11 protein-coding genes are annotated in these 12,350 nt (G+C 52.4%); 5 read left to right on the top strand and 6 right to left on the bottom strand.

Features of this window, described 5'->3' with window-relative positions; genetic code table 11:
* Positions 1–60 precede the first annotated feature (60 nt).
* Positions 61–666 carry a spore protease YyaC gene (yyaC, locus tag ACX93W_RS25535; protein ID WP_459395199.1) on the bottom strand — a complete coding sequence of 202 codons (606 nt, stop codon included), beginning with the start codon at positions 664–666 and terminating at the stop codon, positions 61–63.
* A 141-nt stretch (positions 667–807) separates the two neighbouring features.
* Here yyaC and ACX93W_RS25530 point away from each other — a divergent pair, with 141 nt between their 5' ends.
* Complete coding sequence (locus ACX93W_RS25530) at positions 808–1,035, top strand: DUF1128 domain-containing protein (RefSeq protein ID WP_459395198.1); 228 nt, start codon at positions 808–810, stop codon at positions 1,033–1,035.
* Between the two features lie 212 nt (positions 1,036–1,247).
* Here ACX93W_RS25530 and ACX93W_RS25525 read toward each other — a convergent pair whose 3' ends face one another.
* The 4 genes from ACX93W_RS25525 to ACX93W_RS25510 all read right to left on the bottom strand — a co-directional run bounded on the left by ACX93W_RS25525 (position 1,248) and on the right by ACX93W_RS25510 (position 6,190).
* Positions 1,248–1,703: a hypothetical protein gene (locus tag ACX93W_RS25525; RefSeq protein WP_459395197.1), complete on the bottom strand. Its 456-nt coding sequence runs from the start codon at positions 1,701–1,703 to the stop codon at positions 1,248–1,250.
* Between the two features lie 235 nt (positions 1,704–1,938).
* Positions 1,939–3,531, bottom strand: coding sequence for a UDP-glucose--hexose-1-phosphate uridylyltransferase (locus ACX93W_RS25520; RefSeq protein WP_459395196.1), 1,593 nt, complete (start codon positions 3,529–3,531; stop codon positions 1,939–1,941).
* A 24-nt stretch (positions 3,532–3,555) separates the two neighbouring features.
* Complete coding sequence (gene galE, locus ACX93W_RS25515; RefSeq protein WP_459395195.1) at positions 3,556–4,545, bottom strand: UDP-glucose 4-epimerase GalE; 990 nt, start codon at positions 4,543–4,545, stop codon at positions 3,556–3,558.
* A gap of 472 nt (positions 4,546–5,017) precedes the next feature.
* Positions 5,018–6,190 carry a galactokinase gene (locus ACX93W_RS25510; RefSeq protein ID WP_459395194.1) on the bottom strand — a complete coding sequence of 391 codons (1,173 nt, stop codon included), beginning with the start codon at positions 6,188–6,190 and terminating at the stop codon, positions 5,018–5,020.
* Between the two features lie 305 nt (positions 6,191–6,495).
* Here ACX93W_RS25510 and ACX93W_RS25505 point away from each other — a divergent pair, with 305 nt between their 5' ends.
* The 4 genes from ACX93W_RS25505 to ACX93W_RS25490 all read left to right on the top strand — a co-directional run bounded on the left by ACX93W_RS25505 (position 6,496) and on the right by ACX93W_RS25490 (position 11,574).
* Positions 6,496–7,362, top strand: coding sequence for an AraC family ligand binding domain-containing protein (locus ACX93W_RS25505; protein ID WP_459395193.1), 867 nt, complete (start codon positions 6,496–6,498; stop codon positions 7,360–7,362).
* A gap of 68 nt (positions 7,363–7,430) precedes the next feature.
* Entirely contained in the window at positions 7,431–8,645 is a 1,215-nt protein-coding gene (locus ACX93W_RS25500; RefSeq protein WP_459395192.1) for an NAD(P)/FAD-dependent oxidoreductase, read from the top strand.
* A 220-nt stretch (positions 8,646–8,865) separates the two neighbouring features.
* Positions 8,866–11,199: a CARDB domain-containing protein gene (locus ACX93W_RS25495; RefSeq protein ID WP_459395191.1), complete on the top strand. Its 2,334-nt coding sequence runs from the start codon at positions 8,866–8,868 to the stop codon at positions 11,197–11,199.
* Positions 11,200–11,298: 99 nt separating this feature from the next.
* Positions 11,299–11,574: a hypothetical protein gene (locus tag ACX93W_RS25490; protein ID WP_459395190.1), complete on the top strand. Its 276-nt coding sequence runs from the start codon at positions 11,299–11,301 to the stop codon at positions 11,572–11,574.
* A gap of 71 nt (positions 11,575–11,645) precedes the next feature.
* Here the strand turns inward: ACX93W_RS25490 and ACX93W_RS25485 are convergent, their stop codons facing one another.
* Complete coding sequence (locus tag ACX93W_RS25485) at positions 11,646–12,206, bottom strand: hypothetical protein (RefSeq protein ID WP_459395189.1); 561 nt, start codon at positions 12,204–12,206, stop codon at positions 11,646–11,648.
* Between the last annotated feature and the right edge of the window lie 144 nt (positions 12,207–12,350).

Genomic DNA, 12,350 nt, shown 5'->3' with positions numbered 1-12,350 from the left:
CAAATTGATTATCAGGCCGAGCCATTAATGGAATTCCTATTGTTTCAGCTGACATTGTGATCATTGACACAGCATAGCCGCGATGGTTTCGGTATTGGTATTTGTATCGCCGCTTTCTGCACGGCTTGACCCGACGTTCCAAGCATTATTGATGAAAGTCGCCAGCGATCCCGCCATGCCCAGCACACTGGCAAGCGAAGTGGATTGCAGCACTGCATAGGCTTTTGGGCCATTAAGATTAACGACGCCAGCAATACTGTAATCGCCAACGTGAGGCAGCTTCATCCTTGTAGCGGCTCCCGGCTGAAGCGGCCCTTCCGCTACCAGATATTTGCCTACGGATAGCGGCTTTCCAAGACAGGCGTCAATCGCGATCACGATCCCTTGTCCCTGAGCCTGGAATAAGGCCGTTTCCCGGCATGCCTCCTCAACGGCATTTGCATCGCATGGCTGCTCCAGCGTCCCTATGACCCTGGGCCATCCATTAGCCTTAAGCAGAGTGCCAACCAGCGGGCCAAAGGAATCTCCGGTCGAACGGTCGCTTCCGATACAGAGAAAGCAGACTCGTTGCCGATCCGGCTCCGCCATCGCCGCTTTCCTGAGGAACAGCTCCAGCCCTCCGTCCATGCCGACCGCTGTATATTTGTTGATGGCGTCTTGACTCATCCCTTGCCTCCTTTCACTGGTTTTGACCGATATGTTCTACTGCATTATTGTATCGGATTTGCCGGTCTCGTTCAATTTGTGGCATCAAGGGATGCCGTGTTACAATAACGTGACAAGAATTTTAAGCGGGAGTGAATAGTGATGCCGGACCTGCAACAACCAACATCGGAAAATGTGGAATTTATGATAGACGCCATCAAAACAAAGCTAAAAATGGCAACGGCCGCAGCCATGCAATCATCCAGCTTTGATCTGGCCAAATACGAGGATATCAAGGAATTGTATGACATTGTAGAGAGCAAGGACAAATTCAGCATCAGCGAGGTAGAAGCGCTCGTTTCCGAGTTGGGAAAACTTCGCAGAGCTTGAACGCATTAAGCGTTGTCGTTTGTTTAGGCGTGTCTGGAAACTCGCTCAAGGCCATCCATCACCGCCTTTTGTCGAATTTCCTTGAAATTAAAACCATAATTTTTCATAATTAGACATTCTGTGCATTTCAGGGAAACATTTCGTCGAAAAATAACAAATTAAATTCCAAGGGACCGGAATCAATGAATTCCGGTCCCTTTTTCAGCTTGCTTTTAGTCCTCGGACTGTCCCTCTTCATCTTCGCGAGGTTCGATGGCTTCAATGGACAGTTTGATGGCAATATCTTTGCGCTCACCCTTAAGGAAATGGGCCAGGCGCTCCAGCTTGTCAGCCAGCTCCGCGCCTGTCAGAGTTGTGTTGAGGTGGTAGTCAAAGCTATCGGAAGGAAGCCTGGAAGCGTAGCCGCCTCTCCAGCCTCTTTCATCGAGGGAGCCGGGGCGCTGCTGCACCGCTTCCTGTGCCGGGTAAAACTTATCCGATTTGTTAACCACTCTTTCGTAAATACGAAGCTTTTTCAGCAGCATGTAATATTGCGCGGAATGCTTGAAATTCCAAGCCTCGCGAATATCCTTCAATGTGTAATCCATCTTCCAGCGCTTCAGCTTCTCAACCTGTTCATCCGTTTCCAACTTAAGAAATTCATCAAGCGGCAGCATTTTTTCCGGCATGAGCAACCCCTCCGTTTATCGTTATCATCTTGTTTCAAATAATATTATCGAATAAATAATATTAATCATATAAAAAATACCATAATTTTTCACAAAACACAATCAACCCTACGACGCATCTCAAAAGATGCATCATAGGGTTGATTGAAGCGGCGTTCAGAACGCCTTTGGATACACCTAAATGCTAAGCGGTCAGTACCGGTTTAAGTCGATTTTGGCGTGTTTTATGCGCCTTTTACACGCGTTGCAGGCCAATGGAGCCCAGGAAGCGGGCAAAACCGGCGGCGCCTTGTTCCGTGCGCTTGTAGACGCCGGCGTCTTTCAGAACCTCAAGGAACTTGTCGCCCGTTCCTTCCTGCACGACGGTAAGCGCCTCTTCAAGGCTATGATTGGTTCCATGGCGTTCCACCAGCTCCGCTGCCCATGAAGCATGGTTCCGTAGCGGATGGCCTTCAGCCGCAAGAGCAGATACCGGTCCCGGCGCGTTTGCGGTCAAATAAGCCGCGATTTGCTCCAGCTCCGATTTCAGCCTGCCCGGCAATACAGCAAGGCCCATAACCTCGATCAAGCCGATATTTTCTTTTTTGATATGATGCAGATGGCTATGCGGATGGAAAATGCCGTCCGGATGTTCGTCGCTGGTACGGTTGTTGCGAAGCACGAGATCCAGCTCGTATTCTCCATTGTCGCGCAGTCTGGCAATCGGCGTCACCGTATTATGCGGCGTCTTGCCGCCATCCTTTCCTTCGCTGAACGCCAGAACGTCGGAATCGGCGTCGCTATATTCTCTCCATGCATCCAGCACGCGGCAAGCCGCTTCATGCACATCGGCCTTGGAGGAGCCGCGCAGTCTCAGCACGGACATTGGCCACGCTACGATGCCGTAAGAAACGCCTGGTCGGGAAGCATCGCTGAATTCCGCTTCCACAGGAGCCGTTTCCATCGGAAACACATGACGGCCCGCCTGAAAATGATCATGGCTCAGAATGGACCCGCCGACAATCGGCAAGTCCGCGTTGGAGCCGATAAAGTAATGCGGGAACTGCTCGATAAAGTCGAGCAGCCTTCCGAAGGAAGCATGGGACACCACCATCGGCTCATGGGCGCCTTTAAACACGATGCTGTGCTCGTTGTAATATACGTAAGGCGAGTATTGGAAAAACCAAGGCTCGCTTCGAAGCTCCATCGGGATAACCCGCAAATTTTGCCGGGCGGGATGATCCGCCCTGCCCGCGTACCCGACATTGTTTTCGCAAAGCAGACATTTAGGGTAATGCGCCTGCGGCAGACTTTTGAGCATCGCGATTTCTTTGGGGTCCTTCTCCGGCTTGGACAAGTTGATCGTCATTTCCAGCTTGCCGTATGGCGTCGGATGCAGCCAATATTGATTTTTGCGAATCCGGTCCATGCGTATATAGTTGCTGTTGATGTTCAGCGCATAAAATTTGTCCGTTGCGGCCGCAATGCCCCTCGACTGGGCCAGTGCCTTAAACTCGGCAGTAACCTGCGACGGACGCGCCATCAAATAACCCATAATGCGCGCATCCAGCAAATCGCGGGATGTCGTTGTGTTATCCGGTGTCAGCCCGATGGAGTTGCCGTAATCCAACAGCCCCTCCAGCAGCTCGCCTGCGCTCTCAAGCTCTTCCTGCGGCGCAGCCTCTGCCGCCGGCTCCGTAAAGCGGAACAGGTCCAGCAGCGCGTTGCGCGTAAAGGAAAGGTCGCTCCGCTCCAGCATTTCCATCTGCAGCCCGAATTGCAGCAGTCTTTCGATCAGCGCCAGCGCCTCCTGCGGCGTTGGCGTTTTGCCGGCTTCACTAGTTGTCATTTCAGCTTGCTCCTTCCGCCAGTCTTATTTGTCGCCATAGCCGTCAGGACGGCTTACATGCCAGTTCCAAGCGCTTTGAATAATGTTCTCCAGCGCGCTGCGGGACGGATTCCAGCCGAGCTCCTTGCGGGCACGGTCCGAAGAAGCGACCAACACGGCAGGGTCGCCTGCGCGGCGCGGCTCGATAACAGCCTTGATTTCGCGTTCCGTTACCTTGCGGGCGATTTCGATCACTTCCTTGACAGAAAAGCCGTGTCCGTTGCCAAGGTTGTAAACCGAGCTTTCGGAGCCGCCGCGCAGCTTCTGCACCGCGAGCACATGGGCGTCCGCCAGGTCGCTTACATGGATGTAGTCGCGAATGCAGGTTCCGTCTTCAGTGGCGTAATCGTCGCCGAATACCGAGATATGGGGACGTTTGCCCAAGGCGGCTTCCAGCACGATTGGCACCAGATGCGTTTCGGGATTGTGGTCTTCGCCGATTTTGCCGCTGTCATGGGCGCCAGCCGCATTGAAGTAGCGCAGCGAAATGTATTTGATGCCGTGAGCAACGTCAAACCACTTCATCATTTTTTCCATAGCCAGCTTGGTTTCGCCGTATGCGTTCGTCGGCAAAGTGCGGTCGTATTCGTCGATTGGCACGTTTTCCGGCTCGCCGTAGGTTGCGGCCGTCGAGGAAAATACGATTTTGCCCACGCCGTATTCGTTCATTTTCTCCAGCAGGCACAATGTGCCGTAGACGTTGTTGTGGTAATATTTGCCCGGCAGCTTCATGCTTTCGCCAACCAGCGAGTTTGCCGCAAAATGAATTACCGCGTCAATGCTGTTTTCTTTGAATACCGTGTCCAGAAAATCGGAGTCGCGCAGGTCGCCCACATACAGCTTGCCGCCAAGCAGCGCCTCCTTGTGTCCTTGTTGCAAATTGTCAACGATAACGATTTCCTCGCCGCGTTCCTGCAAAGCCGCTACAGTATGAGAGCCGATATAACCCGCTCCTCCAGTTACCAGTACCGCCATTGTTCTATCCCCTCTCGTTTTGTTTTTGACTTCATAAAATCGGTGTTCAAAAAGTTCGGTTTTCAGTGCCAAGAAGATGGCAAGAAGCTAGAAACAGAGGACCGGAGCGTAGTGGTAGCTACGTGAGGACCTACAATGTTTCCGGAGGAAACATACTTCGTAAGCACCCTCTTGTTTCGGCTGAATGCCAAATTCGAAGCCGGTCATGACGCTAGTCATGTCCCGCAATGGAAAGCGAACTTTTTGACTTCCCCAAAATAAGTGTCAAAAAGTTCGGTTTTCAGTGCCAAGAAGATGGCGTGAAGCTAGAAACAGAGGACCGGAGCGTAGTGGTAGCTACGTGAGGACCTACAATGTTTCCGGAGGAAACATACTTCGTAAGCACCCTCTTGTTTCGGCTGAATGCCATATTCGACGTTGGTCATGCCGCCAGGCATGCTACGCAATGGAAAGCGAACTTTTTGACTTCCTCTTAGGAGAGTTTTTCGACTCCGTTGCCGATGCTGCATACATAGAAAGACGCCTCAAGACCAGTAGCTTCCTTGTATTCGCGGCCAACCTGCTCTTTAAACTGCTCCACGCTGTCCTCATGGACAAGCGATACCGTACAGCCGCCAAAGCCCGCGCCCGTCATGCGGGAACCCAATACGCCTGGAACTTTGCGCGCTGCTTCAACCATAGCGTCAAGCTCCGCTCCCGTTACTTCGTACAGATCGCGCAAGGAATCGTGGGATTGGTTCATCAATTGTCCAAATTGCTTCAAATCATTGCCTTTAAGCGCGGTGATGGATTGAAGCACGCGGTCAATTTCTTCGATTACGTGAGTTGCGCGGTTGCGGACAACCTCGTTTTCAATCAAATTTTTGGAAGCATTGAATTGCTCCACGTTCAGTTGGCCGAGCAGTTCAAGCTCGGGATGTGCGACGCGGAGAGCTTCCACGGCAGCATCACACTCGGCGCGGCGCTCGTTGTATTTGGAATCAACCAGACCTCTGCGTTTGTTCGTATTGCCAATTACAAGGGTGTAGCCTTGCGGCTGGAATGGCACCAGTTCATATTCAAGCGTATCGCACATCAGCAGAATCGCATGGTCTTTTTTGCCGTTGGCAACCGCAAACTGGTCCATGATGCCGCTTTTTACGCCATTGAATTCATTTTCGGATTTCTGGGACAGCAGCGCGATTTTGACGGTATCAAGCGGCTGGTTCTCCAGCGACAGCAGCGCGTAAGCCGTTACCACTTCGATGGAAGCGGAGGAAGACAGGCCGGAGCCGTTCGGAATTTCGCCATGGTAGAGAAGATCGTATCCGCGTTGAAACGCAACTCCTTGGTTGTGAAGCTCGTTTACGATGCCTTTTGGATAGTTCATCCAGTCATCCTTCTCATCATAAACAACGGAATCGATATTCAGCGTGTTGGAGGTCGTAAAGTTTGTTGTCGCCAGCCCAAGCCCTTTGTCGCTGCGCGGACGGATGATCAGGGTTGTGCCAAAAGTTAATGCGGCAGGAAAAACATAACCGCCGTTGTAGTCTGTATGTTCACCAATCAAGTTGACGCGGCCCGGGGCGTGGAATACGGAAATGCCCTCTTCTTCACCGCCAAACCGTTCGATAAAAGTTTTCTTAAGCGCTTCGATGTTAGCCATTTGTTATCACGATCCTTTGCTTGGATTAGCGGCCGCAACCCTCATGGACTGAAGCCGGTTTACTACAATGCGTGTTCAGAAAGTTCGCTTTTCAGTCGAACTTTTTTGAACAGCCTTTTATAGTTACAGTATATAGGATGAACCCTGTCGAACAAAATGGCGTGAAGTGTCAATCATATGGATTTATGTGACTTCACTCGCCTGGGAGGGCATGATATGATGAATGCACAGCCCTCTTCGGAAAAGCTTTCGGCTCTACTTCCGCAACGCTTAAACGGGGGGATGGCAAGGAGGTTCTGGAATTTATGACAATCGAAGATTTCTATATGGTGGCATCCAATCCGGCAATGGAACAAAAAGAACCGGGCTTGCCCCATGTGCTGTTCTCGGGTGAAAGCCAGACCAAACCTGGGCATCGGCTTGGCCCCAAAGTCTACGACTTTTATTTGATGCATCTCGTGTTGTCCGGCAAAGGCGTGTTTACTGTGAACGGGGAAAGCCATGAGCTGTCCGCAGGCCACACTTTTCTTATCGCGCCGGAGCAGCTGATCAGCTATGAGTCGCATCCCTCCGATCCATGGAAATACCGATGGATTGCCTTTAAGGGAAATTCCGCTCCGCAGCTTGCCGCCGATGCCGGCTTTCAAACCAACAGCCAGCTTCTCCATATGGCGGACATTCGCAAAGCCTCGGTGCTCTACCGCCGCATATATGCAGCCTTCCGCAAATCAAGACCTTCCGTAGCGCTTGAGGCTTCCGCAACGCTGCTATTGCTTCTGGCGCTTTACGGTGAAACCAATGTGACTGGCGAAGGCGTAACGCCCCTGCGAGAAGCCGAGAGCGAAAGGCTATATAAGCAGATTGTGCATTATATGTCCACCCAATACGCCTATCCCGTTTCTATTGAGCGAATGTCGGAATCGCTTGGCTACAATCGCGCTTATTTATCGCGGCTATTCAAGCGCCATACAGGCCTGTCGCCCGTCTCATTCCTGCTCAAGCTTCGTCTGGACAAAGCCAAGCTGATGCTCCGTGAACGCCCGGAGCTGACCGTGGAGCAGGTAGCCGCGTCTGTAGGCCTGCAAGATGCTCTTTATTTCTCCAAGCAGTTCCGCAAGCAGCATGGCGCATCGCCCACCGCATACCGCAAGCAGGTGCTTGGTGATAGTTGAACCTATTTGGTGACACACTATCGCAGTGACAGAACACATCAGAACACATTGCGAAGGGTGAAACCTGTATGAAGAAGCTTCACGCGGGAAAGCTTTATTGGCCAGACACCATGGGAGAGCCGGAACGTTATCCCGCTCTTGACCGGAGGGAGCAGGCCCAAGTGGTCATTGTAGGGGGAGGCATGTCGGGCATAACCTGCGGTTACTGGTTTGTCAAAAATGGCTACGACACTGTGCTCGTCGAGCGCAACGAGGTGGCGGGAGGCAGCACCTCCGCAAATACGGGCCTGCTGCAATTTTGCAACGATATTATGATGACCGAACTCGGAGGCAAGATCGGAGCACGAAATGCCGAGACGTTCTACAAAGCATGTCTGGAGGCGGTCAACAACCTGGCTGCCATCGCTGCCGAACTTCCCGACGATGTCAGCTTTATCAGTAGAAGCAGTCTTTATTATGCGTCCACGGAGCAGGATCTGCCCAAGCTCCGTGCGGAATACGAGGCTTTGAACAATGCCGGCTTTCCAGTGGAATTCTGGACACCCGAAATGATCGAGACGTCATTTGGCTTCAGCAAGCCTGGAGCAATGGTGACCCATGGCGATGCCGAAGTAAATCCCTATCGATTCGTGCATGCAATGGCCAAAGCGGCTGCGGTCGATGGCCTTCGCATTTATGAGCATACCGATATCATCTCCAGCGGGAAGACTGGTGCCGGAAAGCATGTACTGGAAGACGCCGCAGGCCATATTATTGAAGCAGACTATATTGTTTATTCGGTAGGGTACGAGCCGGAAGAGCTGCGGCCAAGACTGTCCAAAGCCGATTTGAATCGCTCCTATGTAATCGTTACGCCGGTTCAGGAGCCGGTCAAAGCATGGCACGGCAGCTGGCTGCTCTGGGAATCTGCCCGCCCTTATCTTTATTTGCGAACGACGGCGGACGGGAGAATTATCGTCGGCGGCTTGGACGAAGAAAAAGAACAGCCCGTTACGAACGCCAATCGGCTGAATCGCAAAAGTCAGCAGCTTTCGTCACTGCTCCGCAGTCTTTTTCCCGAAGCGGATAATACCGTTGAATACGAATGGAACGGGACATTTGGCGAATCATTGGACGACCTTCCCTTTATCGGCGAAGATCCCGAAAGAACCAATGTGTTTTATTGTCTGGGGTACGGAGGCAACGGTACGGTGTACAGCATGCTTGGCGCCAAGCTGCTGTTGGATCTGATTCAAAGCGGGACACAGCGTCAACACCCCTTTCCCTATCTCGGCATTCGATAACGGCTGCCTGCCGTTCGGTTCTGGAATCCAGCCTGCCGGCCGTTAGTCGCCCGCGGGCTGGCCGCTTTTGAGTCTGTAATGGATGTGCGGCGCTGCGACACCTTGCGGGCATCATCCAAAAAAATTATCGCAACAACACAAATGCGTTGCTTCTACGTTTCGACTTCATTTGTTACGGTTATTTTGTAAGCGTTAACAAAGAATATGGGAGGTTACCATTTTGTCTAAACATCGCAAGTGGAGAAGCACTATCGCAAAATGGACGGTGTGCCTGCTGATTGCAGCTCTATCTTCGACTGGATTGCCTCAAACGGAGAAGGATGCTCATTCCGCTGCTGCCGCCGTTCCGTCCAATGCTTCCGTCTCTACCTTTGAGTCGCGAGCAAGCCTGCTGCTGAACTATTTCAACACTCATTCGCCTGTTGAAGCACCGATCCAAAACGGAGTCGATAATCGTTACAGCAATTATTTCAAATACCATACCTGGATCGCCGAAGCCAGCTTTGAGTTGGGGAATCTCGACAGAGCAAGGGAAATGGCAGAGGAATCTCTGCTGCGCGCATATGATATGTTTCATTATTACTCCGCGATGGACAGCTACTTGCGATACAAGGATTATTATACGCCGGAGATGAGAGAGCTTGCTAAAACGGTCATTGGCGGACATCCCTCCGGAGCGTATGACGGGGGCTCAACGGAAAACCATCATCTGATGCATTCGGTCGCCCGCTATTTGGCGGGGCAGGAATGGCCCGAGGTTGCCCAGCATGTCGGCTCCAACAAAGGACGGGACTGGTTGCTCGCCTTTTTTGACCGGGTGCCGCGCGAAGGCATTATGGAACAAGACTCCTCCACCTACATGCCGACCTATACAAGCGCCCTCCTGTCGCTGATCGACCTTGCAACCGATAACGAAATGCGCAATAAAGCCAGACTCACCTATGATTGGCTGCTCGCCCAATGGGCTCCGGAATGGCTCAAAGGTTACCACGCAACCTCCAGCTTCCGCATGGTTACGCCGGAATTTGAGCCCAAGCATCCTTCAGAAAGCCTGATTTTGGGCTGGCTTTATTTTGGCGGCGAGGACCCTGCCACGTTTATGCGCTTTTTGACCTCCAATAATGAATGGTACCCCGATGGCATTTTTTCAATTTCGGCAGCCATCTCCGCTTACCGTCCGCCAGCGTCTATTCTGGAAGCGGCACATGACCGTACAACGGATTATGTCCATCGGGAAACGTCTGATGTCGGCGGAGACAATGCCAACGGCTTCAAGCGCTACACCTATATCAATAAGGAATATGGCGTCACAAGCACCTACAATGGCTATGGAGGAGGTCCCCTCTACCGGGATCAGGTCCATGAAGGCCAGGTCAAGTGGGTATCAGTCCAGGCCAACAGCACATTTTTTATCAACCAGCCGTTTAAGGATACCTCCAATGCCAACGTACAAGGCCAGTTGAGACTGGATGGAGCAACGGGCAATATGCAGACGCTTCAATATAAAGGCACTCAGGTATCGGTGATCAAAATGGCAGCTTCAGACACCTACCCCTATCTTCGCGGACTGGTCTCCAAAACGGCTCTGCATGAGGTGCTGGAGCAAGCGGGATGGATTTTTATGGATGCAGGTCCGGTCTATATCGGGGCCAAAATGACGGCGGGTTCCTATTCCTTCTTTGAAGATGACGGCAGATTCCGCTGGTTTAAAAATACGGAGCCGCGCAACGGCATTATTGTTGAAACCGCTCCAGCTGAGGATTTTGCCGATCTACAGTCTTTTGCCGATGCAGTTAAGGCGCTTCCAATTGATGACTCCGGCGTGTCGTCCAGTAATCCAAGTCTGACCTTCACCAATCTGGATGGAAAAGTAATGAACATCGTCTATGGAGGCGCCCGAAGCGTTGACGGCGTCGCTTATGACTACAACAATTGGCCGCTGATTGATAATCCGTGGATGCAACAGCAGAGGCAAGGCAGCCTGACCATCCAAACCGGCAGCGGGACATGCAGTTATGATTTCGCTGCGTGGACTACGACGTGCCCCTACAACGGCATAGCTGCGGCGGATCTGGTCGTAAACGAGATCGGATGGTCGCCCTCCGAACCCGCGCTGGGGAACAGTGTGGAATTCCGGGCGGAGGTGCAAAATATCGGAACATTGGCAATTCCAGCCGCTAGCGGCTCAACCGTTGACTTCAGCGCAAACGGCGTTCACGTAGCATCCTTGCCGCTGCCAGCGCTTCAGCCGGGGGAAAAAGCAACGCTTTACGCCGGCAACGCGCAGAGCTGGTCTCCGACAGTTGGCGGCACGTATACCATTTCCGCCGTTGCTGATTCCGGCTCCCTCATAGCCGAAAGTCAGGAGCATAACAACAGCCGGACCAAAAAGCTCAACCTGTGGAGCGAAGCATTCTCCGATTCCTTTACGACCGGCGCGGCAAGCGGCTGGACAACTTCCGGCGGAGCCTGGCTGGCCGGGGGAGCGGAAGGAATTTACAGCACCGCAGCGCTCAGCGGCGTTCAGCTTGCAAGCTACTCCGGCAGCGGCTAGAGCGATTATTATGTATCGTCCTCCCTTCGGGTTGACGGAGTCGGCAGCGGACCGGCGCCTTCTATCGGTTTGCTCGGGCGATACCAGAATGCCAGCAACATGTATTATTTACGTTACAACATTAACGAAGAGAAACTTCAGCTGGTCAAAATTGTAGGCGGACAAAACACCATTTTGCGAAGCGTCGATCAAATCATCGCAAACGGGGAGTGGCATCGTTTTTCCCTGAGGTTCCAGGGCTCTACAATAACTGCCTACTTTGACGGGCAGCAGCGTTTCTCCCTGGTGGACAGCAGCCTTTCATCCGGCGGGTTCGGGCTGCGTACGTACAATGCTGCGGGATCATTCGACGATGTCGCGGTATTAACGCCATAACAAGCAAACAAGGGGAGCATGGCTGCTTCAAGGAATAGCCTGTTCTCCCCTTTCTTCTCGCGGAAGCTAGCTTAACTTCCGTTGACGATCCGTACAGCGCCGCATCCCCGAAATACGCCTTCCGCAATGCCAAGGCTTGACATATCGGGACCGCCGTCTTTGTCCAGAAGCGACTTGCTTTCGGATGTTTCAACAATAACGGCCCAAGCTCCGCCCATCACTTCCCCTGAACAAACCTCCGCTTCCTTTTCGTCCAATCCAAGCCGCATAAACGTTCTCTGGTGGCTGTCTCCGCCGCTTCCGGCAATAAACGGCGATAAAAACGGAAGACCCGCCGAGGTAGATCCTCCCATCGCGTTAAACCCGTAAATAGGGGCAAAAGCCGTTCCCGGCAAGCCGTTCCTCATCGTGGTGCCGTAAGCCCCCTCGTTATGGTCATCATCATCCAGCGTTGCCTCCAGCTCCATAATGCCATCCGCGTGCACATCGCATTCCGCCTGCAGGGCTCTGGTATGCAAGGAGTCTTTTGCAAGCACCATGATTTCTCCCGGCTTCAGGCCAAACTGCTCCAACTGCTTGATGGCATTGACCACATCCCGCTCCCTTTGAAAGATGCCTATTTTTCTGGCCATAGTCCGTCCTCCGCTTCAGTATTTGTTTTAGTTGAACTTATATTGCTTAGGTATACCCCATTGCGCGCCCCGCAACTCGTTTTGTCGAGATAGGGAATACTTTGGCAAATGCTGACGAACGCGGTTCAAAAGGTTGTGCGCTTC

The organism is Paenibacillus sp. CAU 1782 (genome assembly GCF_054551715.1).
Note: the sequence above shows the minus strand (reverse complement) of the source record. Positions and strands in the feature narration are given on the sequence as shown.